The organism is Streptomyces sp. NPDC047043, from assembly GCF_040644055.1.
In the GTDB taxonomy this organism is placed as follows: Bacteria; Actinomycetota; Actinomycetes; order Streptomycetales; family Streptomycetaceae; genus Streptomyces.
Genome location: NZ_JBEYVO010000007.1, coordinates 272552 through 296784, shown reverse-complemented (window position 1 = coordinate 296784; position 24233 = coordinate 272552). Strand labels below are relative to the sequence as shown.

Here is a 24233-nt window from a genome sequence, read left to right as displayed (position 1 = left end):
AGCTGAAGCGGGCCTTACGGAACTGCGAGGAGGGCGAATCCCTTCTCGCCGCCGGGGACTTGGAGGGAGCGGGGCAGGCGTTTCGGGCGGTGCTCGCGGGGGTGGGGCCGCTGGAGGACGGGAGTGCGGAGGGGGGCGGGCCCTGCGGGGACGAGCCCTGCGGGGGCGAGCGCGAGGGGGACGGCAAGCCCGAGGACGGCGGCTACGACGGGCGCGGCGCGGGTGACGGGGTGGTGGCCGGTGGGGACGCGGGGGGCGGTACAGCGGTCGGTGCGGGTGGCGGGACGGCAGCGGGTGCGGGTGGCGAGACTACGGCCGGTGCGGACACGGACAGCGAGACGACGGCCGGTCCGGATGCGAGCAGCGGGACGGCAACCGGTGCGAACACAGGTGGCAAAACTGCGGCCACTGCGGACACGGACAGCGAAACGACGGCCGGTCCGGATACGAGCAGCGGAACGGCAACCGGTGCCGACGCGGGCGGCGAGACTGCGGCCACTGCGGACACAGGCGCCGGGACAGCAGCCGGTACGGACACAGGCGCCGGGACAGCAGCCGGTACGGACACGGGTGGCAAGACTGCGGCCACTGCGGACACGGACAGCGAGACGACGGCCGGTCCGGATACGAGCAGCGGGACGGCAGCCGGTGCCGACGCGGGCGGCGAGACTGCGGCCACTGCGGACACAGGCGCCGGGACAGCAGCCGGTACGGACACAGGTGGCAAGACTGCGGCCACTGCGGACACGGACAGCGAAACGACGGCCGGTCCGGATACGAGCAGCGGAACGGCAACCGGTGCCGACGCGGGCGGCGAGACTGCGGCCACTGCGAACACAGGCAGCTGGGCGGCAGCCGGTGCGAACACGGGTGCCGGGACAGCAGCCGGCACGGACACAGGCGCCGGGACAGCAGCCGGTACGGACACGGGTGGCAAGACGGCGGCCACTGCGAACACGGGTCGTGGGGCGGCAGCCGGTGCGGACGCGGATGGCAGTGCGGTCCACGTGGGTGGACGTGTGGCGGGTGGGGTGGCGGGCGATGTGTTGCCTGCCCGGAGTGGCGGGGCGGCAGGCGGCGCGGGCTCTTTCGCCGGTTGCGCGGATGACGGCCTAGCTGACGAGTCCGTCGATGCGGTCGCGGCAGACGCGGCGCCGGCTCCGGGCAGTACCACGTCCCGGCCCGGGCCCGTCCGCGAACCCGGTGTCTCCGCCGATCGGCTTGCCGCGCGGGCGCATGTCGGGCTGGGGCGGTTGATGCTCGGGGCGGGGGAACCCGGAAGAGCCGAGAAGGAGTTCCGGCGGGCCGCGCGGCTGCGTCCGGCTGACCGGGATCCGTTGTACTGGCTGGGGTGTTCCGCCGCGCACCAGGGGGTGCACCGCCAAGAGGCTTACGCGACGGCCGAGTTGAGGTTCACAGAGGTCGTGGAGCGGTGGGGCGGGGACGGGCCGAGTCTGGTGCAGCGGGCGTACGTCCGGGTGCGGCTCGGCCGGCCCGCGGACGCGCTCGCCGACTTGCGGTCCGCGGAGCGGGTCGGCGCGCTGGACGCGGAGGCCCGTTGGGTGCTGGCGGCGTTGTCGGGCGCGGCGGCGCGGGACGTCGCCCGGCTGTTGGGTGCGGCCGCGCGAACCGCGATGGGGCGGGCGCAGGGCCGCTCGCGGGCGCACGACGACTGGAGCCGAGCCGCGGCGCTGCTGGACCGGGCCCGTCAACTCGACCCGGGGGGACGGGATTTCGCGCTGCCGCACGCGGTCGCCCTCTGCCTGAGCGGACGCCGCGACGACGGCCTCACCGTGCTCACGTCCGCGTCCCGCTCCGCCCCCACCGACCGCCGTCTCGCCCACAACCTGGCGCTGATGGCTTGGCACGCGCTGACGCCCGCCGACGGGGAGACCGGCGAGGGTGGCACGGCGGGTGGAGGCAGCACGGCCACCGAGGACAAGAGGGGCGGCAGCAGAACGGGCCGGGCACCCGCCGCCACCGGCGCGGGCAGCACGGCCGGAACCAGCGGGGCGAACGGCACGGCCGGGGCAGGCGACGAGGATGAGCCTGGCGGCGCGAGGACGGTGACCGGTGCGGGCGACACGGCCGAGCCGCGACGCACGGCAGGCGTCGGCCACGCGGGCGAGCCCGGCAGCGAGGGCATCACGACGGCCGCCGGCAGCACGACCCCCGCGGATGGCACGATCGACGCAGGCCAGGCGAACCGACCAGCCTATACCGCCGACCCGAGCCACGTCGGCCGACCTGCCGGTCCGGGCGGCTCGGGCAGCGCAGGCAAAGCAGGCAGCACGACCGACCCCGCAAATGCCTGGAAGCGCTGCATCGCACTCTGGGGCGGCCTGTTGCACGACTCCGCTTTCTGGGAGCGGCGGCGGGGTGAGGCGGCCGGGCGGTATGGGGTGGCCGTCGGGGACAAGGATCTCGTCACGCTCCGCGGTGACCTCCAGGATCGGCTCGAGGCGCTCATGCCCGAGGGCGACGCAGGCGGCCGTACCTCTCCCGAGGCGCTGCTGCACCGGGAGATCGAGGCGGCGCGGCTGCTGGCGGACGCCGGCGGGCTGCCGCTCGCGACTGCTTCCGGGCCCCTCGTCTGCGGCCCCCTGCGGATCGTGGAGCTGGGCAGGGAACCGGAGTTGGGAGCCTTCGTCAGCGCGGCGGGCGATGCGGCACCGGCGCTGCGCCAGGCCTTCTCGCACCTCGGCCTCGCCCAGGCCCTGCTCCGGCTCGACCGTCCCGGCGAGGCCCTCGCCGCCCTGTCCGGCCTCCGCTGCCCGAGCTGCCGCGCCCGTTCAGCCACCAGCCCGAACGGCACCCCGGCCGCCGTAGAAACCAACCCACCCCCAACCCACACCCCGACCACGGCGCACGAACACTCGCAGGCGCACCCCGCCCAAACCCCTCGCCGCCCGGACCGCGCCGCCGTCTGTGATCCCGGCTGTGTCCACTTCGACGCCCGTAACCCGGCCTACGCAGGACAGGCCGGCAGGCACCGGCAGTTGATGCTGGACGGGCGGGCGCTGGCCATGGCGGCGCGGCTTGCTCAGGGGCAGGTGGCGCTCACTCCCGTCGCGCCCGATGTGCGTACGGCGGCGGCGAGTTGGCAGAAGGCGCTTGTGCACGCGCGGGCGATCGGGCAGGGCGCGGAGGTCGAGGCCATCGTCGCCGACACCGCGCTCGGTGCGGCCAAGGCATTGCACCGAAGCGGTGACATCAATGCCGCCGGGGCGACCTTGGAGGCCGCCTATGCGCTGCTCGACGAAGGGCAACACGACCGGCTGAAGGGGCAGTTGGCGCGGGTACTCACGGAGCGGGGCATCACTCGGGCCAACGCCGACATGGAGCGGCTGGAGGCGCCCGCCGCCGATCTGCGCCGCGCGGTCGAGCTCAACCCGCATCTGCACCGCGCCCAGGTCAACCTCGGCGTCGTCCTGCGCATCCTCGGGGCCCGTATGCGCTGGTCGGGAAGTCTGGTGGGCGCCAGGAACAAGCTGAAGGAAGCGGTGGACCACCTCACGGACGGCTTGGCGCACTTTCCCGAGGATCCGGAACTCGCCGAGCTCCGGGATCTGGTGCAGGACGATCTCGCCCTGGTTCACTCGGAGTTGGAGCAAGGGCGGATCGGGGGACTGCCGGAGTGATGGAGTACGAGGAACTGCGCTTCCGGGTGCGCCCGGTCGGCGTGCACCGTCATGTGCTGACGGTCAGCGGGGTCGGCGGCGCCGCGGAGGTGCTCGCGGTGGACGACGGCCGGCCCGAGGCGTATCGCAGGCGCTGGGAGCGCCTGGTCGAGGCCGAGTTGGGGTACGCGCCGCTCGGCGACCAGGATGCCGCCTCCCGGCTGCGGGACCTGGGCCGGGACGTCTTCGGTCTGCTGCTGGGCCCGCGGGCGGCGGAGTATCTGGGCGAGGCGCAGGAGTACGTACGGCAGTTGCAGCCCGCGCGCGGGCTTCGCCTGCGTTTCGATCTGCCGCCCGCCCTGCGCTCGCTGCCGCTGGAGGCGCTGTGCGCGCCCGCCACCGAGCCGGGCCAGTCGACGGCTCTGCACGACAACCTGTCGCTGGTGCGGTCGCTGCGGGGCGGGCCGATCGGCCACCGGCTGCCCGCGCCGCAGGACGCGCCGAGCAAGATCCGCCTGCTGGTCGTGCACGCCTCGCCGGACGGCGAGGCACTGCCGGTCGGTGAGGACGAAGTCGCCCTTCTCTTACGGGATTTGCCGCAGGTCGCCGTCGAGACGACGCTGGTGCGGCCGGCCACCCGCGACCGGCTGGAGGCCGCGCTGGGCGAGCGCTCGGACCTGCCCACCGCCGTCCTGCTGATCGCCCACGGGTCGTACGACACCGAGCTCGGCAAGGGCATGGTGCACCTGGAGACCCCGGGCGGCGGCACCGACCTGGTGCCCGCGGACCTGCTGAGCGGCATGCTGTTGCGGGCGCCCGGGTTACGTCTCGCGGTGCTCAACCTCTGCTCCGGGGCGGACAGTTCGCACACCGAGCCGTTCTCGGGGCTCGCCCAGGCGCTGATCGGGGGCGGAGTGCCCGCCGTGGTGGCCATGCACGGGCGGGTGAGCGACCGGTCGGCGGGGCTGTTCGGGCCCGCACTGCTGAAGAAGATCGCGGCCAACCAGACGATCGACGAGGCGATGGCACACGCCCGCCGCACCATCTCCTACCAGCGCGGACACACCGCAACCGAGTGGGCGACGCCCGCACTGTTCCTGCACGAGGAATGCCGCCACGGCTGGCTGTTCAAGGCACGCGAGGTACGCGACGGCGAGCGCGCCGCGCACGATCCGCTGCGGCAGGGCGCCGAGGCGCTGGGAGCCTTCAACAACCCCATCGGGGACGTGAATTCGGCCCAGCTGATCGAGGCGGCCCGCTTCCAGCGGCTGCGCAGGAAGTGGGAGGACGTACGCAGCATCCTCGCCACCGACACCCAGCGGTACCGCAAGGAGCAGCAACTGCTGCGGGAGGAGGCCGCGTACGAGCTGGCCTGGCCCAAGGTGCAGGGGCTGTGCGAGCTGCTCGCGGACGAGGAGGCGCCGGCGGCGCAGCACGCGCTGTCCGCGGTCCGAGGTGCGCTGCCGGACGGCGATCGGGCCTGGCTGCCCCTCCTGGACAAGGAGGTGCTGGACCTCTCCCGGCTCACCGGGCTGCTGGAGCGGGCGCACACCGCCGGACGCGAGGCGGACTGGGCCACGGCGCTCGCGCTGTGCGAGGAGCTCCTCGCCGAGCGGCCGGCCGGGTTCGGCGACACGGTGCGGCTGCGCGCGGCCGCCGCCGAGGAGCTGGCGCTGACGGACGCCTGCGAGCGGGCGGCAGCGGCATGCGCCGCGGGCGACTGGGCCGGCGCGTCCACCGCCTACGGCCACGCCCTCGATCTGCGGCGCGACCACCGTCCGGCGCTGGCGGGCACGGCGTACGCGGACGGCCGCAGCGCCGAGGACGACGGTGACTGGCCCGCCGCGGCGGACGCCTTCGGGCGCTGCCCCCAGCTGTACGACGCGACGGCCCGCGGGGCCTACGCCCGCGCCCGGGCGGCCGGCGCGGCCGGCGACTGGAGAACGGCCCACGAGGCGTTCGCGCAGGCGTCGGCGCTGTACGCGGCCGCCGACGTGACAGCCCCGGACGTACCGCAGGAGGACTTCACGCAGGAGGCTGCGGCTCGCAACGGACATGCGGCCGTCCCGGACTCGGGGGGCGTCGCCCTCGCCCCGTTCGCCGGCACCGCGGCCTCGAACGGGCACGCCCACCCCCGGTGCGCCCACTCCCCCGGTCTCTCCTCCTGGCTGGACTACGCCGCCGCGCGCGTCGCCGAGGTCGAGGAGCGGTGGGAGGAGGCGGCCGAGCGGTTCGCCGTGGCCGTCGGGTTCGACGACGCCGTGGTGCGGGCCCACCATGCGCGGGGCCGTGCCGCCGTCAAGGACGGTGCCTGGTGCGAGGCGCTGGCCGCGATGCGGGCGGCCGAAGCCGAACTGGAACCGGAGGCCGACACTGCGGGAGCGCATCGGCCGGAACCGAGGAACGTCACGGTCGTCGGCGGCGACCAAGTGACCGATTCCCCGGTCGAGTTGGCCCATGGCCTGCCCGACCCCGACCCCGGCTCCTGGGTCCCGGAGTTGCAGGAGCGGGTGCGCGAAAGTGCCGTGGCCGCCTCCGAGTCGGGGCAGTGGGAGCGGGCGCTGGAGTGTCTGCGGCTGTTGCCGGACACGTACGAGGACACGTGGGTGCAGCGGCGGTTCGCCGAGGGCAGGGTCGCGGAGGCCGCCGGGGAGTGGTCGGCGGCGGCCGAGGCGTACTCCGAGGCCGGTCAACCGGATGCGCAGGCACGGCTGCGGTACGCCCTCGGGCGGGCCGCTGCACTGTGCGAGGAGTGGGACGCGGCCCGGGAGCACTTCGCCGAAGTGCCCGACCACATCCATGACTTCCCGGAGCCGCCCGAGGCGCTGCGGCTGTACGCGCAGGGCCGGGCCGCCGGTGCGCGCGGTGACTGGAAGGCCGCCGTACTGGACTTCGGCGGGTTGCCGGACAGCCATGCGGACGGCGATGTGGGCCACCGCCGCAAGTACGCGCGCGCAAGGGTCGCCGAGCAGCAGGAGGACGCCAGACCGGACACCTGGACCTCCGTGCTCGGCCACCTGGACGGCGTACCGGACGAGGCCCTGGACGGGGCGGTCGGGCTGCTGCGCCGCAAGGCCACCGGGCAGCACGCGCTGAGCCTGGCCGAACTGGAGCGGGCCCGCGGCCTGTTCGAGCCGTACGCCGCGGACGACGCGGAGTTCGCGCTGCTGCACGGCTATGTGCTGGCGCGGCTGCACGAGCGCGACCAGGCCTGGACCGAGGCGCTCGCCGCCTACGAGGAGCTGCCCGGCAGCCATGCCGACGTGGCGCCGCGCACCCGGTACGCCCGGGCGCGGGTCGCCGAGGCGGTCGCCGGAACCGCCGAACAGTGGGGTGCCGTACGGGAGTTGTACGCGGAGCTTGCAGATGCCTTCGCCGACGACGGCGGCTGTGCGGACGCCGCGGTGCGCGCCCGGTACGCGCGTGCCCGGCACGCCGAGGCCGAGGGCGACTGGGAGGAGGCGTGCCGTACGGCCGACGCGCTGCGCGGTCACGCCGACGCGCCCGTGGTCGCCGCCTATGCGCGGGGCCGGCTGACGGAGGCGCAGCGGGACTGGCACCGGGCGGTGGACGCCTTCCGCGCGAGCGGGCCGTACCGGGACGCGGAGGCGCGGCTCGCGCACTGCGAGGGGCGGCTGCTGGAGGAGCAGGGCCGGTTCGCGGCGGCCGCGGAGGCCTACGAGCGGGCCGGCGGCGACCACGAGGGTGCGCGGGCGCAGGCGGTGCGGCTGCGCGGGGTGCTGCGGCTGGCCTGGGTGGACGGCGCGATCGGCGAGCCGCTGGTGGCGGACCCGTTCGCGCTGCGGGACGAGACGTTCCCGTATCTGGCGCTGCGGGACGCGGGCGTCGGTCCCGGTTCGTCGATGGACGTGGTGAACAACCTGTCGTTCACGCTGATGGAGCGCGACGGCACGACCTGGACCTGGCCGGAGCGGGTGGCCTGGGACCGGCTGCGGGTGCCCGCGCGACGGCTGGAGCTGGACGCCCTGCTGTACCGCTGGCACGCCCCGGCCGCGGTCCGCGAGGCGGTCGCGCACCTCGCCCCGGACGACGGCTCCGATCCGCTGGACGCGCTGTGCGAGCGGTTCCCGAAGGATGCCCCGCTGCTGCTTCTGCTCGCGCGCGGGCGGGACGCGGCCGTCGCGGCCTGGGAGGAGCGGCTCGCGAAGACGCCCGGCGACATGACGGTGGTGCACGGACTGGCCGTGGCCCGGCTGTGGCAGGCGCGGGAGCTGGAGCACAGCGGCGCCTGGGAGCACGCGGTGCGGGCCTGGGAGGAGGCCCTCGCCTACTGGGCGGCGGTGCTGAGCGACGAGGGCTACTGGGACGGCTGGCGCGCCGAACGCGCGGGCTGCTATCAGCGCAGTGTGCCGCTCGACGACCTCGCGCGGCTGCGCCGGGACCTCAGTCTGCGGCTGTCGGAGCATCTGGCGGCGGGCGAGGAGACCCACACCGACCAGGACCGGCCCGAACAGGCCGGGGCCTACCGGCAGTTGACCGCGCTGTTCGAGGCGGAGCTGGGCGGGGCGCGGGTGCTGAAGGAGGTCGGCGGGCTGCCGACGGTGCCGGGCACGGCCGTCGCGCTGGCCTGCGGGCCCCGGTATCTGCGCATGCTGCGGCTTCAGGTGCCGCTGGCCGAGCGGGTCGCCGAGCTGAGCGCGGCCGCCCAACAGGGCCAGGATCCGGGCGAGTTCGCGGTACGGAAGCTGCGCTGGGCCTTCTCCGTGCTGTCACCGGCGTATGCGCTGGCCGAGGCGCACCGGTTCGAGGAGGCGCTGGTGGCGCTGCCGGCACTGGCCGCGCTCACCGAGCTGCCCGAGGACTGCGCGGGGCCCGGCGCGGAACCGGCCGCGCACGTCCAGGGCTGCGACCACTGCCGGGACTTCGTGCGCCGCGACCCGGCGTATCTGCGGCTGACCCGGCGGCAGGCGCGGTTCGTGCAGGACGGTGCGGCGCTCGCGGTGCAGGTGCGGCTCTCGCTCGCGCAGACGGCGCTCACCAGCGGCCTGGGCGGGCTGGACCGGGCGCTGGCGCAGTGGTCGCAGGCGGTGCTGGTGTCCAAGAGCGCCGGTATGCAGGCCCGCACCAACCGGGCGATCGTACAGATGGTGCTCGGCCGTATGGAGGCGCTGATCGACACGCCGTACGAACAGCGGGACGCCGCGCTGGACGAGGCGGTGGTGCTGGCCGAGCAGGTCAAGCCGGTGCTGCAGCCGCTCGCGCACGATCTGGCCGGGCAGCTGGACGCGCAGCTGTCGCTGGTGCTGTCGATGCGCGGCGTGTGGCGGGCCTCCTCGCGCGGGCGCCACGGCCTGCCGCTGGACGTGCCGGCGGCGGAGGCCGACCTGCGGCGGGCACTGGAGCTGAACCCGGAGTCGGGCCACGCCCGCGGCAATCTCGTACGGGCCCTGGTGTACACGCTCGAGGAGCGGACCGCCGATCCGGTGGAGCAGCTGGGGGTGCTGCACGAGGCGATCGGCCTGCTGCACACCGGTCTGCGCCAGGAGCTGGCGCACAACTACCGGGAGACCCTCGCCGAGACGCTGAACGCGCTGGAGCGGCTGGTGTCCGAGCGCATCGGCATCGACGGGCTGGCCGAGCTGATGCGGGCCATGGCGCAGGAACAGCCCGCGGACGAGAACGATCTCGCCGGACTGGCAAGGAACTTGGCGGACCGGGCCCGGCGGACGCTGGAGGACGGCGACGTGGCGCTGGCGGTGCATCTGCTGATCCGCGCGGCCCGTACGGACCCGTCGTCGGCGCAGGTCCGGAGTTTCCTGCTGGACGCGGTCGGCCGCTGGCGCGAAAGGCTGGCCGGCCGCGGCGACAAGGAGGACGGCGCATGCTGATCCAGGACCCGGCCGGTCGCGCGACCGGGACGCCACCCCACGCGGCATCCGCCGAGCACGGCGTGATCCGCGCGGCCCACACGGAACCTTCCTCGACCCGGATCCACAGTCCCCTGCACCACACACTCCGCCACTCGCACGACCGACCGCACGGCCGCCGCGACAAGGAGGACGGCGCATGCTGATCGAGGATCCGGCCGGTCGCGCGACCGGGACGCCACCCCACGCGGCATCCGCCGAGCACGGCGTGATCCGCGCGGCCCACACGGAACCTTCCTCGACCCGGATCCACAATCCCCTGCACCACACACTCCGCCACTCGCACGACCGACCGCACGGCCGCCGCGACAAGGAGGACGGCGCATGCTGATCGAGGATCCGGCCGGTGGGCCCACCGGGACGTCGCCCTATGCGGCGCTGGCCCCGGCGGGCGTCACGCCGTGGACGACGCAGGCCGAGATGCAGGACGTCTCCTTCGAACTGCACGAGCGGGGGCTGATGTCGCCGCAGACCCAGCAGGCGTGGAACGACCTGCGCAGCACCCGCCGCCGGCTGCTGTTCGACCTGTTCCTGTACGACATCGGCGACGGACCGGGGGCGGACGAGGTGCCGGAGGAGAGCGGTGAGGCGGCGCGGCCCGCCGGACCGCCTCCGGTGTGGGCGGCCCGGCTGCTGGACGACCTGATCCGGTTCGACCGGTGACCGCGAGGGATGCGATGACCGAAGCAGACATGTCCGCGGCCCGGCTCGGCTACGAGCACGCGCGGGAGCTCGCGGCCCGCGAGGCCGCCCACCGGGCGCACCTGGAACGGCTGTTGCTGCTGTGCGCGGACACCCTCGACGACTTCGACCGGGTGCTGGCCGACGGGCCCGTGCGCGACGGCGAGGCCTACCGCGGCAGCATGCGGCGGATCGCCGAGCGCTTCGAGACCGCGCTGCGCGGCGAGGGCCTCGAGCCCATCGGCGTCCCGGGCGAGCGGGCGCAGCCGGCCACCCATCACGTGGTCGAGGTGCGGCCGTCCGCGTCGGCCGCCGAGGGCGAGGTCGTCGAGGTGCTGCAGCGCGGCTACGGCCACGACGGCCGGGTGCTGCGCCCGGCCCGCGTGACGATCGCCGTACCGGACGGTGAACGAGCCGATGAGAGAGGGAAGTTGGCGAACAAGGGGGGGGGGACCAGGGATGACGGCGATCGGTATCGACCTCGGCACCACCAACAGCGTGGTCGCACGCTACGACCCGGACCGCGGGGAGGCCCATGTGGTCCCCAACGGTGAGGCGAGCAACCTGACCCCGTCGGCGGTCGGCATGCTGCGCCGGGAGGGCTCGGAGCTGCTGCTCGTCGGGCAGGAGGGGCTCAACTGGGCGGAGGTGCACCCCGAGGACACGGTGCTGTCGGTGAAGCGGCTGATGGGCCGCGACTTCACCGACGACAAGGTGGCCCGGGCGCGCAACGAGCTCAGCTACGGGATCGTGCCGGGCGAGGACGAGGACCCGCGCGCCCATGTGGTGTTCGGCGACCGCACGGTCACTCCGGCGGAGGTCTCCAGCGCGATCCTCGGCAAGCTCGTCAAGGACGCCTCGCGCAACCTCAACGAGGACGTGACGCACGCCGTGATCACGGTGCCGGCGCACTTCGGCGACGCCCAGCGGGCCGCCACCCGGGAGGCGGCGGAGATCGCCGGGATCACCGTCAAGAAGATCATCGACGAGCCGACGGCGGCCGCGATCGCCTTCGGCATGGACAAGCGGGCCGGGGAGCGCAGCCGCATCCTCGTCTACGACCTGGGCGGCGGCACCTTCGACATCTCCATCCTGGACTCCACCAAGGGCCCTGACGGCACAGCCCAGTTCGCGGTCCGCAAGTTCGCGGGCGACGACTGGCTGGGCGGCGACGACTTCGACCTGGCGGTCGTGAAGCGGATCTTCGAGTGGGTCGAGCGGGAGTGCGGCATCGACCCGTCCGACGACAAGCAGTTCAGGTTCACCGCGAAGAAGTACGCGGAACTCGCCAAGAAACAGCTCAACACCCTGCCCGAGACCGTCGTCAACATTCCCGGCGGGTTCCGCCGGGACGGCGTGAACGTCGACGTCTACATGCCGCTCACCCAGGCCGAGTTCAGGCTGCTGACCGATCCACTGGTCCAGCGCACCATGGACCTGGTCACCGCGACCCTCGAGAAGGACCAGCTGACCACCGCCCAGATCACCGACGTGCTGCTGGTCGGCGGCGGGACGCTGACGCGTTCGGTGTACGAGGCCGTCGAGGCGCTGTTCGGCCGGGACAAGGTCCGCCGGCAGATCAACCCCATGGAGTGCGTGGCGCTCGGCGCGGGCATCCTGGCGGGGACGCTGGACGGGGTGGAGTGCCCGGTCAGGGGCTGCAGGACGGTCAACGACGAGGCGGCGACGGTCTGTTCGGCCTGCGGCACGAGCCTGGCCAACGCCCGCGCGGTGGGCTCGACCGGCCTGTACGAGGTGACGGGCGTGGCCATGGGCATCGCCGCGGTGCGCGGCACACAGCGCGACGTGTTCGTGCCGATCATCGAGAGCGGCACCGCGTATCCGCTGCCCAGTCCGTACACCAAGGTGTTCCACGCGACCGACCCCAAGGTCATCCGGGTGCCGGTGTACGAGGGCAACTCCCCGGTGGCGAGCAAGAACGACGAGCAGGGCGTCGTGGAGTTCGAGCTGTCCCAGGAGATCGAGCTCAACCAGCGTGTGGAGGTGTCGTTCAACTACGACGCCAACCGCACCATCACGGTCTCGGTCAACGTGCCCGGCACCGGCATCCAGTTCCCGCCGACCGCGCCCAAGCGCGAGAAGCCCCGCACCCCGCCGCCCGCCCCGGCCCTCGGCCCGGACAGCGCCACGCTGCGCCAGCGCCTGGAGTGGGCCAAGCGGGACACGGAGAAGTTCCTGCAGCGCTACGGCAACTTCGTCGAGGACCAGCAGGAGATGAAGGTCCGCCGGGATCTGGAGCAGGCCGAGCAGGTGCTCAGGCAGGGCGAGAGCGGCGAGTACAAGCGGCTCACCGAGCTGCTCCTGGACGACATGTACCACCACTGCGGCTACGCCAGTCAGTTCCTGCACGCCGAGGACGCCTCCTACGGCGCGCCCCCGGAGACGGCGGGCCTGATCAACGAGGCGGTCGGCTATGTGAAGAAGGCCCACAACGAGGGCAACCGCGTCATGGCCGCCCAGCAGGGCCGCAACCTCGCCAACCTGGTGGCACAGGCGTACGACGCGCGCCGGGTCTCGACGCTGCGCGACACGGAGCGCTTCGACGGGATCCTGCGGGTCCCCGACGATGCGGCGGACACGTGACGGCGGCGCACGGCCCGGACGTGCCGGGGCACGAGCTGGGGCTCGGCCTCGACTTCGGCAGCACGGGCCTGAGGGCGGTGTTCGGGCGGCCCGGCGGCCCGGTGCGCCGACTGGCGCTGTCCGACGCGGGGTGGCCGTGGCTGCTGTGCGAGCCGACGGTGGCCGGGCCGCTGCCGGTGACGTTCCCGAGCCTGAAGTCCCGGCTGGGCAGCGAGCGTCCGGTCCTGGTCGGCGGGGTGGCGAGGGCGCCGGACGAGCTGGTGACCGGGCTGCTGCGACAGGTGCGGGAGCGGGTCGAGGCCGAGGCCGGCGGCCGGATCACACTGACCGTGGTCAGCGTCCCGGTGGGCTACCGGTCGGCGCAACGCACCGCCCTGCTGCACGCGGCCCACCGGGCCGGACTGGACGAGGTGCGGCTGATCGGCGACGCGATGGCCGCGGTCATCGGGCACACCGAGGGCCGGGGCAGCACGACGTGCCTGGTCTATTCCATGGGGTACGGCGGTTTCGAGCTCGGCCTGGTGCGCGGTGCGCGGGAGCGGTACCGGGCGCTCGGGCACGAGTCGGCGTCGAGCACCGGCGGGCGGGCCTTCGACGACGCGGCGCTCACCGCCATGCTGCGGGCCGCCCGGGGCCGCGCGCACCCGGCACGTCTGCAGGAGGCGGACTGGCTGCGGCTGCGCACCCGGGTGGAGCGCATCCGGGAGGAGCTGTGCGCACCGGGCGGTGACGGCGGCGCGCTGCTGGAACTGGACCTGGGCGGCGGGCTGCCGGTCCAGCTGGAGTTCGACCGCGAAGTGCTGGCGGCGTATCTGGGGCAGCATGTGCGCCGCACGCTCGACCGCGCGCAGACGCTGCTGGACCGGACGGCGATGGACCGGCGGGAGGTGGACACGCTGCTCCTGGTGGGCGGCGGCACCCGGCTGGAGGCGGTCCGCTCGGGGGTGCGCGGGCTGGGGCGGGAGGTGGTGCGGGCTCCCGAGGACCTGCTCGCCAGGGGCGCCCTGCTGCACGCCTCGCAGCTCGCGGGCGTACCGGCGGCGGGCCTGGAGGGGCTGGCGCCGGCCCCCTCGGACACCTCCGACGACACCCTCTCGGACGCCCCGCGCCTGTCGGTGACACTGCTCCCGCCGACGCCCGCTGCGGAGGCCGCCCCGCCGGGGGCCGAGTCGGCCGTACCCCTGGATGTCGCGCTGGCACGGCAGTTGGCGGAGCAGGGGCGGGTGGCGGAGGCCCGGGCGCTACTGGAGGCGATCGTGTCCGAGGCCGGGGCGCTGCTGGAGTCCCTCACGCAGAGGTCCGGTGCGCCCGAAGCCGACGCCGAGGGCTGGATCGACCACAAGGCCGCCCGGCGGCTGGCCGCCGCACGGGACCTGTTGACCGAAGGGCGCTTCGAGGAGGCGGTGCAGGCCTCGCACGCCGCCTGGCACACGGCCGGGAGCGGCACCTCGGGGGCCGATGTCATGGACGCCATGATCGGCGTGCACTGCGCGGCGGCCATGGCCTCCTCCGCGCCCGAGCACTTCCCCGACGCCGAGCGCTGGCTGCGCTGCGCCTACGGCCACGACCCCACCAATGCGCGCGTGCGCGAGCTGCTGGCCGAGCGCACCTACCGGCACGCGGAGCGGCTCGAAGGGCGCGGGCGCCGCGAGGACGCCGTCGAGGCGCTCGAGCGGTGTCTGTCGTGGAATCCCGAACACGGGCCCGCACAGGCCCTGTTGGAGCGAATCAGCCATCGCGACAGGAACCACCGGGACAGAGGCGGCGTCCCCCGCTGAGGAGTGCCCGGCCGATCGCAGGAAGCACCGGACCATCCGGTGCCGAGTCAGGAGAACGCGCTTGCCCACCGCAGCCAATCCCCTCGGACCGACCTTTCTGGACCGCAAGGTCCTCAGCACTGAGTTGACGGACCTGCTCGACAAGCATCCCGACCGACTCGCCGCGCGCCGGCCCGAACTCACGACCCTCGCCGACGACCTGAACCAGGGCAACCGGCTCCAGACCTGGGCCGAACTCGACCTGATGGAGGCCTTCGTACGCCCGGAGAGCCTCTCGGCCCCGCCGGCCGGCCCGCCACCCGGCACGCCCTGGTGGCGGCGGGCCCCGCGCGACGGCGTGCTGGAGGCCGTGCTCGGCGTGCTGGTGTTCATCCCGCTGCTGGTCACCTGGTTCGGGCTGCGCGAAGCGGTGCGCGCCTACGGGGAGTTGAGCCGGGAGCACCCCGAGCAGGCGACGCGTCCCTTCCTGCAGCTGTGGCAGACCGGCTTCGGCGGGCATCTGACGGAGGTGGGCCGGTTCGAGAACGTGGCCCTCATGGCCGTCGTACTGATCACACTGCTCGTACTGCTGTCGGTGTGGCACGCGCACACGCGGACCCGGGCCGAGCGGGAGGAGGAGAACCGGCAGGCCGGTGACGAGCGGCTGCTGGGTTCGCTGGCCTCGCTGCTGAGCCGGGTGCAGCTGTGTCTGGCCCCGCACCGGGCCGCCTCCCCGGACCAGTTCTCGAAGGAACTCACGCGCGCCGCACAGCAGTTGCAGAACCTGCTGCGGACGGCCAACGGCAGCCACAAGCGGCTTGCGGACGGCGCGGACGCCGTCGCCAAGGCCACCGACGCGCTGCAGCAGGCGGCCGGGGCGCTGTCGGCGGAGGTGCCGCGCCTCGCGACCGCGGCCGACCGGGTCGAGGCCGCCGTCAAGGCCGGTACGAGCGCCACGGACCAGGTGCGGCAGGACAGCAAGGAGTCGGCGCGCGTCATCGCGGACCGGCTCCAGTCGGCGGCCGGGGAGGTGCAGACCGCGTTCTCGTCGCTGGTCGCCGAGCAGAAGGCGCTCGCATCCAAGTCGGAGGCCGCGGCGCAGGCGGCGCAGCAGGCGGCTCTGGCCATCGCCGCGGGCGCCGGACGTACGAACGACGTCGTCGACGGCATGCGGGAGGCCACCGAGCGCTGGGACGCGGCGGCCGCCCACTGGCAGGACGCGGCGGCGCGGCTGGATCAGACGATCCACGCCCTGGCCGTACGACAGGCACCGCCCGGGTCCGGTGAGTCCGGGCAGGTCAACGGCGTCCACGGGCCGAACGGCGGCCCGCCGGCGCAGCGCCAGGCGAGCGAGTACCCCGACGGCGGCAACGGCGCGCTCGGGACGCAGGGCACCATGCAGTTGCGGTTCGGCGGCCGACCCGGACAGGCCGACGGCGGTGAGGTGTGAGCGGGCGCCCGAGGCGCCGGCTGCGCGGTCCGGGCGCCGTCGTGCTCGCGGGCTGGCTCTTCGCCGACCTGCTGCTGGTGCTGGCGCTGGTGTCGATGGCCGACCGCCCGGACCCGCTGGCCAACGCCAGGCCCAAGCCGTCCGCGAGCGCCTCGGACTCCGCGTCGCCGTCGCCGAGCCCCTCGCCGACCGGGCCGCAGGGCGTGTCCAAGACACCTCAGCAGTTCCGGGTGCACGGCACGGACAAGAAGGCCCTGGAGCGCCAGATCCGCTCCGGCACGGCCAAGTGGAAGGGCCGTACGGCGGCCCTGGTGCTGACGTTCGGCGGCGGGCAGAACGGAACGGTGTACGCGCACAACGTCAACGGGCTGCTCTCCAAGGCACGGTCCGACATGTTCGGCAGGCGGATGGCCACGGACGACTTCCATGACCTGAGCGAGACACCGGACACGGCGCTGGTCCGCGTGTACTTCTACACGCAGTTGAGCGACTAGGAAGGACCAGGGCGTGGCACAGTGGCGGCCCGGGCAGCGGGCGGCATGGGACGAGTCGGGCGACGAGGTGGGCCCCCGGCCGCCGTTGCCCGATCTGCCCTGCTTCCCCGCGATGCGCGGCTACACCAAGCTGCGTGAGGCGCTCGACGCGCTGGACTTCCGGCATGTGGCGGACGCCCTGCGCGCGCCCGCGGCGGCCGGGAACGCGGCGTTCGGGTCGCTGCCGCGTGCCGACACCGACGACGGCTTCCGGGTGCTGGACGGGCTGTGGTTCCGCGGCCGCGGCACGCGCTGGGCGCGGGTGGACGAGGAGTACGTACGGCAGGCGCGGGCCGGCTGGCTGGCCTCCACCGATCCGCGGGCCGCGGGGGCGGCTGCCGTGGTGGACACACTGGAGGGGTTCGTCCGGCACGACCCGATGGGGCTACGGCGGCTGCTGCTGTGGCAGTTGGGCTGTCTGCTGCGCGACGACCCGGCCGGATCGACTCCGGAGGCGGCCGCCGCGCTCGGGGTGCACCGGGACGAGGCGGGGTATCTGGCGGCGGCGGTGGCGTTCGGGTTCCCCGAGGCCGGGCCGGCCCGGGAGGCCGCCGAGCACCTGGGCGACGTATGGCCGGACCGGCGGTTGCAGCGGGCCGAGAAGACGGCCGCGCGGGTGCCCGACACCGGGCGCGATCCCGAACTGACGTGGCTGCTGGGCGAGTTGAGCGCCCAGCGCGACGAGGTGCACCGGCTGATCGACACGGCGGCCCGGCTGGAGGCGGGCGGTTCGGTACGGGCCGCGGTCAAGGCCCGGTTCGGTGCCGCCCGCCGGGCCGTGGACGACCCGGCGGTCGAGGCGGGCCTGCTCGGCGCGGCGGCACGGCTGGCGGACACCGGCCGCGCGGACGCCGGCGCGCGCCTGGAGGCGGTCCTGGAGGAACGGACGGTACGGCTGGACTGGCCGGCGGCCCGGCCCGGCAAGTCCCCGGTCTCCTTCCGCCTGGTGCGCTTCCCGGAGGGCACACCGTGGGACGCGACGGAGCTGGCCGTGCCCGCGCCCGGGGAGGAGGGGCAGGCGGAGGCTCCGCTCCACCACGCGGACGCGGACGCCCCCGTCGGCCGGGCCCTTCGCTACGCCGTCGTGCCGTTGCGCCAAGGCGTGATCGCCGGGGTTCCGCTGGTGTCGCCGCCGGTGGTGATCGCGCCGGACGCGGCCGACGTGGTCGCCGAGCTCGTGCGGGACGGCGTACGGCTGCGCTGGCGGGTCGATACGGCCTGTGTCGCGGTGTCGGTGGAACGCGCCCCGGCAGGGGGCCGGCCCGAGCCCGTGCGGTGCGAGCGGGATGGCCTGCTCGACGTGCCGCTCGCCGCGGGCTCCTACTCGTATGCGATCCGCTGCGGCTATCCGGGGCCGGGCGGGCAGACGGTCTGGTCCGACGGGGTGCGGGTGAGCGTCGCCGCCAAGGAGTGGCCCGACCTGGTGGAGGACCTGATGGGCCGGCTGGTCGCCGGGGGCGAGCGGGTCGCGCTCACCTGGCGTCCGCCCGAGCGGGGCGGGAGCGCGGTGGTGGCGTGGCCGAGCGGTCCGGTGCGGCCGGGCAGGGACGTGTCGCGGCGCACGGACCTGACGGTGCCCGAGGCTCCCGCGGAGCCCGAGCCGTTCCTGGAGGTGGCCGTGCCGGAGCACTCGCGGGTGCGGATGACGGCGGTGAGCGCGCTGGGCGACCGGGCGCTGACCGGACCCGCCGTGGTGGTCGAACGGCCGGGAACCGTACGGGATCTGACGGCGCATCGGATCAGCGCGGACCGGGCGGGCGTACGGTTCGAGTGGCCGGAGCCCGCCGTGCTGGTGCTCGTGGCCTGGGAGGGCGGCGGGCGCCGCGAGGAGCGGCGGGTGGCCCGCAGCCGCTTCCTCGCCGACGGGCTCGTGGAGCTCCCGGTGACGCCGGACGCGTACCGGGTGACGGTCACCGCGGTGCCGCGCCCCGACGCGATCGCCGTCCCGGCCGACGCGGCGTACGCGGACCTTCCCGCGGTCCCCGTACCGCCCCGGCTGCTGCCGCCTGCTGCGCCGCTGTCGCCGTTCACCTGGTGGGGCCGCGTCCGGCGCAGGTGGTGGCCGTTCCGCCGCTGAAGTCCCGGGCGCTCAGCGCCTGTTCGGGCCTTCAGTCCCGTACGACCGCCTCGGCGCCGCTGCCGAACTCCAGCTGCAGGCCGGTGCTCAGGGCGACGGTGCGGCCGGGGTCGACGTCGTGCACGGAGCCGTCGGAGCGGCGGGCCGTCCAGCGGTTCTGCGAGCGGTTGGTGATGCCGAACCGGCCGCGCTGCTTGGGGTGTTCGGTGACCTCGGCGACGACGGCACCGAAGTCGTGCCGCTCCGTCTCCACGGCGAGGTGGTGGGCGTACATCCGGGCCTGCGGGCCGAGGCGGATGGACCGGGGCCGGTTGCGGGCCGTCGCGGTGCCGGTGGTCAGGTGCAGACGCGGCGGCAGGGTCAGCGGGCGGCGGCAGCTCCAGCAGTTCGGGGCGGGGCCGTCCGGTTCGGTGAGGTTCTGGCGGCCGCAGGACGCGCAGGCGCAGATGGTGTCCAGGACCTCGCTGAGCGCCGCGAGCCACGTCCCCTCACGGACGCGCCTGACCGGGTTCTTCAGCCCTTCGGTGAACGTCGCGACGAACAGCTGCTGCAGGATCGGCGGCAGCGCGCCCCACGTGGCGACGACGGTCTGCTGCTCCTCGGGCACCGGCCGGTTGCGGGTGTCGTTCGGGTCGTAGATGAAGACCGGGTCGGTGCCGTACAGCTTGGTGCGGGCCTTCTCGTCGAGGCAGCGGATCTTCAACGCCTCGGCGCCCTCCAGGGGGTGATGGTTCATCAGGAGGAGGAAGAGGAGTACGGCGAGGGAGTGCAGGTCGCTCTGGATGCCGGGCTGGGCGCCACGGTCGCCGCGGACCAGCTCCGGTGCCATGAAGTCCATCGTGCCGGCGACGCCCGCGCTTTCGCCCTCGAAGACCGCGTTGTCGTTGTCGCACACCAGGACGTCGCCGGTGCGCGGGTCGAAGAAGATGTTGCCCCAGTTGATGTCCCGGTAGGCGATACCCCTGCCGTGCAGGGCGCGGTAGGCCTCGACGGTGTGCAGGGCGGCCATCACGAGGGTGCGCTGGGTGGTCGCGGCGAGCGCGGGGTCGCGGCGGAACAGCGCGGGCAGGTCGTGGAAGCGCTCGGGCCGTACGTCCATCAGATAGCCGAAGCCGGGACGGCCGTCGGCGTCGACGACGACGGTCTGCGGCCACAGGAAGCGGTCGTCGCGCCAGCCGCAGGCGATGAGGCCCTCGAGGATCTGCCGCTGCCGGCCGTCGGCGAGCTGCGGGTAGTACCACTTCAGGGCACGGTCGCCCTTGCGGGTCTTCACGCGGTAGACCTCGCCCTGGCCGCCGGAGCCGAACATGTCGGCGACCTTGACCTTCTCCCCCTCTTCGGTCACCAGGGTCTGCCCGGGGGCGAGCATGCCGTTCACCATGCGGTTCCTCTCGTGGCTCACGTGGGTGGCGCGTCGTGCTGCCGGGGCGCGGCCGGGCCGACGGCCTCGAAGGCGCCCACGAGTGTCGTGTCGTCGCCGGAGTACTGGGCGGCGTGGCTGAGCCACTCCGTCAGCCGGCTGCGCACCGCGGACATCCCCAGCTCGTGGGCCCGGCCCTGCACACCGGCCGCGAAGTCGAGGAACCCTTGGTGGTCGGTGAAGCTCTTGGACAGGCCGTCGGTGGACAGCAGCATGCCCGAGGGGCCCTCGCTGGTCAGCGGCTGCCAGTGGCAGCGGGCGCGGTGCCAGGACTCCGGCGCGCACAGGGAGTCCGTCTCGTCGCCGAGGTCGGGGCCGGTGTACAGGGGCGTTTCCGGGGTGCCGGCGGCGTCGAGGACGACGATGTCGCCGTCGCCCAGCTGCCAGCACACCAGCAGACGGCGGGTGAGGACGGCGCCGACGAGGGTGGTGCCGTAGGCGGTGAGGTCGGGGCCCCTGGGCGCGCGCTGGGGTGTGCCGTGCGCCGGGGAGTTGTAGTCGTGCAGGGTGGCGCGCTCGTACCAGCGGTGGGCCACCAGTTGGGGCAACCGGCGGGCCTCGGCGCGCAGTTCGGCGAGCGCGCTCCACCAGACACTGTCGTCGCCCCGCCGCTCGGCCTCCTCGTCGTGGCGCACCGCCGCGAGGGCGAACTCCCCCGCGCACAGGGCGAATTCCTCGACGGCCCAGCGGGCGCCCAGGTCGCTGCGGAAGTGGGGGGCCGAGCCGTGTCCGTCGGCCACGGCGAGCACGACGGCGCGGCCCTCGGCCACGTGCCGTGCGGCGCAGCGGTCCTGGCTGTACTTCTTGCCCGCGCCCTTCACCGCTCCCTCGAGCAGTTCCCACCGCTCGACCGGTGCCACGACGCCCGTCACCAGATGGGGTCTTCGTCCTCGTCCTTGCCCAGCGCGACGGGCGGCGGGGCCTGTACGGGGCCTGCGCCGTCGCCCTTCGGGGTGGAGGCGGCCTTCACCGCGGTGGACATCCAGCGGATGGCGGCGGCGAGTTGGCGCGGGTTCTTCGCCTGCAGGGGCTCCAGCTCCGGGTTGGCGAGGAACTCCTTGAGCATGCTCTTGTCGGCGTCGTCGCCGATGGCGAGGGCGACCCGCACCGCGCGCTTGCCCCAGGGCGTGTCGTCGATGGCGCGCAGTCCCGCCCGCCAGTCGTCGGTGGGCTGGCCGTCGGAGACGAGCGCCAGCACCGGCGGCAGGGCGCGCTGCGGCATGGGCGGCGTCTGCAGTGCGCCGGCCGCGAGGCGGAACGCGGCGCCCATGTCGGTGCCGCCGTAGGTGTGCAGGTCCTCCCAGGTGAACTGGTCCACCGGCGTGGGGTCGTTGATGTGCCAGCTGGCGCCGCTGGCGAAGGACACGGCGCGCACCAGCAGGGTGGCTCCGGGATTGGACAGGGCTGCCGACTGCATCTCCGGGATCGCTTCGCGGATGGCGAAGTTCAGCTCGGCGATCTTTCCGTTCACACTCATCGAGCCGGAACAGTCGAGCAGCCAGATGAAGTGGACGGGGCGGCTGGCCATACTGCCGCCCGGCAGGTCGAAGGTGTCGCTCACGCTGGTCCTCTCCCCCGAGGCCGGGCCGTGCGGGGCCCGTGGACTTCCTTACCGGCAAGTCTAGTTGAGAATGCGGGCGAAGATCTGGTGCCCGGGACGATTGGCGGGGCAGGGGGATGTTCACCTGTTTCACATGCGCCCCGTGTGCGCCCCCCTGTCACCGCCGTCCGCTGCGCCAGTCGTCCCACGCCCGGACATGACGCTGGCCCACGTTCGTCAGCACGGCGGTCACCTTGCCGAGTTCGCGCTCGTCGAGGTGCGGCAGCACGGCACCGAGGACGTCGTACAGCAGCTCCTTGGACAGCTCGCGCCAACCGCCCTTGGCGCCCCGGTGGGACTCGTCCCAGATGACGAACAGAGCGGCCACGCGCTGCGGTTCGCGCAGTGCCGCGGGCGCCAGCCTGCCGCCCTGGCCCTGGGCGTGCCGCACGGCCTTGCCGTACTCGCGGATGAGTCCGACATGGCTGGTGGCGATGTACTCGAGGGCGTGGGTGCGGTACAGCTCGACGGGCTCGGCCTCGGCCATGCCGTGGGCGATCCAGCGGTCGATGCGGTACCGCACCGTGTCGTCCAGGCGTCCGGCCTCCTGCTCCAGTGCGTGCACGCGGTCCATGAAGGACCCGACCGTCTCCTCCCCGCGCGCGAAGTCGCGGGCGAGTACGACCAGTTGGGCCAGGGACCGCTCCGAGGTGGGCCTCCGGGACCCGGAGACCGCGCGGGCGAAGTCGTAGTACTCCTGGGTGACCTGCCCCGGGTGCTTGAGCCAGTGGCTGAGGCGGATCTCCCAGCCCGCCTCGACGATCAGCCGCGGGGGGCAGACCTCGGTGATCCTGCTCTGCTCCTGGTGGGGCGGTACGCCGCCCCTCGTCGGCCAGGCCAGCGCCCAGAGGATCCGCAGAGCGGGCACGTCGGGCACCTGTCCGCCCAGGTGCAGTTTTGCGAGTTCCGTCCAGAGTTCCACGCCGGTGCGGCCGTACGGGGGGCGGCCGAGGTCCGCCGCCGACGCGGCGACACGTACGACGAAGGGCGCCCCGTGGAGGTGGTCGTGCAGCCAGACGCCGTGCGGGGAGGCCGCAAGGTCGCGGATGGCGCCGACACGGCGGTCCTCCGCGCCCTCGGCGAGCCGTTCCAGGACCCGGCGGGTGAACGCCCGGTCGCCCAGTGCCGCGAGCAGCGCCACGGCGTCGGCGCAGGGCTGTCGGTCGTCGGGCCGGCTGAGCGCACGGGCGAGCCCCAGCACCGCGTCGTCCACGGTGGAGCTGCGCTCGGCGCCGGGGGTGAGCAGGGCGCGCAGCGGCTTCTCCCAGGCGGGGGACGGCTGTTGGCGCACCAGCCTGCGCAGCTCGTCCTCGGGCGGCGGGCCGAACTCGGAGCGTACGGTGCGCCAGGTTCCGTCGTCGGAGGGCAGGTCGCCACGGGCCGCCTCCAGCACGGGTACGACGTCCTGCGGGTGCGCCGCCTTCGCCTGGCGGCGGAGCAGGGCGGCGACGAGCGGCTGGACCGCGTCCCGCCGGTGTGCCGCGATCCGCCGGGCGATCTCCGCGAGGTCCGCCGCGGTGTCCTCGTCGAGCGGGTCCTGCTCGGCGGCGCGGGTGGCGGTGGCGAGGATCTCGTGGAGCAGGTCGTCGGGAAGGGCGGCGAATGCGTTTCCGCTACGGGCGGTGAGGGCCCGGCGGACGAGGGGGAGGAGGGCGAAGGGGCCCTGGGGAGGGGGGAGTTGAGGGTCCTGAACCTGTGCCGTGGCACCGGCGTCGGGTGCGGCGCCGGACCCGGTGGAGTCGGCGTCGCGGGTGGTGGTCGTGTCCTCGGGTGCTTCGGGCCGTGGGATCACCTGCTCCTGCCAGAGCCAGGCGGCGACCGTCGCCCAGCCGTCGGGCCGGGGCCTGCTGCCCGGGCCGCCGAGGCCGTCGTGGACGCGGAAGAGATGGGTGATGGTCGAGGGGTCGTGCCGGTCGAAGACCTCGTCGTCGGTCTCCGGGCCGATCCCGACAATCTGCTGCGGGGCGGCGCCGGGGTCGGCGCAGCCGGTGGTGAACGTCAGCGCTCGCGCGTACTCGGCGGGCAGGGAGGCGCAGGCGAGGGCGATCCAGCGGGCGACGGTCTCCTGGTCGCGCTCGGCCAGCACGATCTGGCGGCCGGCCGGGTCGGCGAACAGCCGGCGGACGTCGGCGAGGAACGGGGCGATGCGCGGGCCCTGTTCGGAGGCGAACTTCATCAGCAGTGCGTCGTCCCAGAACCAGCCGTCCGGCGCGAAGGCGTCGCCGCCGCCCAGGTTGCGCCTGCGGAAGGCGTCGACGGGCCAGCGCCGCCGGGATTCTTCGGGGTCGTCCGTGTCATCGGGGTCGACCGCCTCGTAGCGTGCGTCGACGCGCAGCCCGGCGGACTCCTCGTCCGGGCGTGCGCTGCACAGCAGGCCGCCGCCGTCGCGGTGGGGCAGGCGGGTGTAGCTGAGCACGGCTTCCGAGGCGGGTACGGCGCGGTGCGTGGCAGCGATGATCCGCCGCATCAGGTCCTCCGGCACGCCGTCGGGCACCGGGGCGACGGGGGTGAGCCGGTCGGTACCGGAGTCGGGGTCGCGGCGGAGCACGTAGCTGAGTTCGCGGATGGCCATGCCCCGATTCTGGCGATCCCGGCCGAACACC

General features: G+C 74.2%; 15 protein-coding genes. 11 read left to right on the top strand and 4 right to left on the bottom strand.

Going from position 1 to position 24233, the window contains the following annotated elements; all coding sequences use genetic code 11:
• Positions 1-1406 precede the first annotated feature (1406 nt).
• The 11 genes from ABZ880_RS13540 (at position 1407) to ABZ880_RS13490 (ending at position 18610) form a co-directional block, all read left to right on the top strand.
• The gene (locus tag ABZ880_RS13540; RefSeq protein ID WP_361260986.1) at positions 1407-3641 is read left to right on the top strand and encodes a hypothetical protein; all 2235 of its coding nucleotides are present in this window, start codon (positions 1407-1409) and stop codon (positions 3639-3641) included.
• Positions 3641-9469 carry a CHAT domain-containing protein gene (locus ABZ880_RS13535; RefSeq protein ID WP_361260984.1) on the top strand — a complete coding sequence of 1943 codons (5829 nt, stop codon included), beginning with the start codon at positions 3641-3643 and terminating at the stop codon, positions 9467-9469. The genes ABZ880_RS13540 and ABZ880_RS13535 overlap by 1 nt, the downstream gene beginning before the upstream one ends.
• Positions 9463-9654, top strand: coding sequence for a hypothetical protein (locus tag ABZ880_RS13530; protein ID WP_361260982.1), 192 nt, complete (start codon positions 9463-9465; stop codon positions 9652-9654). Before ABZ880_RS13535 ends, ABZ880_RS13530 begins: the two co-directional genes overlap by 7 nt.
• Positions 9648-9839 (top strand): hypothetical protein, encoded by a 192-nt coding sequence (locus ABZ880_RS13525; protein ID WP_361260980.1) that lies wholly within the window; start codon positions 9648-9650, stop codon positions 9837-9839. Before ABZ880_RS13530 ends, ABZ880_RS13525 begins: the two co-directional genes overlap by 7 nt.
• Entirely contained in the window at positions 9833-10171 is a 339-nt protein-coding gene (locus tag ABZ880_RS13520; protein WP_361260979.1) for a hypothetical protein, read from the top strand. Before ABZ880_RS13525 ends, ABZ880_RS13520 begins: the two co-directional genes overlap by 7 nt.
• A 14-nt stretch (positions 10172-10185) precedes the next feature.
• Positions 10186-10743: a nucleotide exchange factor GrpE gene (gene grpE, locus ABZ880_RS13515; protein WP_361260977.1), complete on the top strand. Its 558-nt coding sequence runs from the start codon at positions 10186-10188 to the stop codon at positions 10741-10743.
• Entirely contained in the window at positions 10649-12793 is a 2145-nt protein-coding gene (locus tag ABZ880_RS13510; RefSeq protein ID WP_361260975.1) for an Hsp70 family protein, read from the top strand. The genes grpE and ABZ880_RS13510 overlap by 95 nt, the downstream gene beginning before the upstream one ends.
• Positions 12790-14571 (top strand): Hsp70 family protein, encoded by a 1782-nt coding sequence (locus tag ABZ880_RS13505; protein WP_361260974.1) that lies wholly within the window; start codon positions 12790-12792, stop codon positions 14569-14571. The genes ABZ880_RS13510 and ABZ880_RS13505 overlap by 4 nt, the downstream gene beginning before the upstream one ends.
• A gap of 61 nt (positions 14572-14632) precedes the next feature.
• Positions 14633-16000, top strand: coding sequence for a hypothetical protein (locus tag ABZ880_RS13500; protein WP_361260972.1), 1368 nt, complete (start codon positions 14633-14635; stop codon positions 15998-16000).
• Complete coding sequence (locus tag ABZ880_RS13495; protein WP_361260970.1) at positions 15997-16494, top strand: hypothetical protein; 498 nt, start codon at positions 15997-15999, stop codon at positions 16492-16494. Before ABZ880_RS13500 ends, ABZ880_RS13495 begins: the two co-directional genes overlap by 4 nt.
• A gap of 13 nt (positions 16495-16507) precedes the next feature.
• Positions 16508-18610, top strand: a complete 2103-nt coding sequence (locus ABZ880_RS13490) for a hypothetical protein (RefSeq protein ID WP_361260968.1) — start codon at positions 16508-16510, stop codon at positions 18608-18610.
• Positions 18611-18641: 31 nt separating this feature from the next.
• On the opposite strand, the gene ABZ880_RS13485 is transcribed toward ABZ880_RS13490, so the two are convergent.
• The 4 genes from ABZ880_RS13485 to ABZ880_RS13470 form a co-directional block, all read right to left on the bottom strand.
• Positions 18642-19991, bottom strand: a complete 1350-nt coding sequence (locus tag ABZ880_RS13485; RefSeq protein ID WP_361260966.1) for a protein kinase — start codon at positions 19989-19991, stop codon at positions 18642-18644.
• A gap of 17 nt (positions 19992-20008) precedes the next feature.
• Positions 20009-20902: a protein phosphatase 2C domain-containing protein gene (locus ABZ880_RS13480; RefSeq protein ID WP_361260964.1), complete on the bottom strand. Its 894-nt coding sequence runs from the start codon at positions 20900-20902 to the stop codon at positions 20009-20011.
• A complete protein-coding gene (locus ABZ880_RS13475) occupies positions 20899-21558 on the bottom strand; it encodes a tellurium resistance protein (protein ID WP_361261087.1) in 660 nt (219 codons plus the stop codon). Before ABZ880_RS13475 ends, ABZ880_RS13480 begins: the two co-directional genes overlap by 4 nt.
• A 190-nt stretch (positions 21559-21748) precedes the next feature.
• Positions 21749-24202 (bottom strand): GTPase-associated protein 1-related protein, encoded by a 2454-nt coding sequence (locus tag ABZ880_RS13470; RefSeq protein ID WP_361260961.1) that lies wholly within the window; start codon positions 24200-24202, stop codon positions 21749-21751.
• Positions 24203-24233 lie beyond the last annotated feature (31 nt).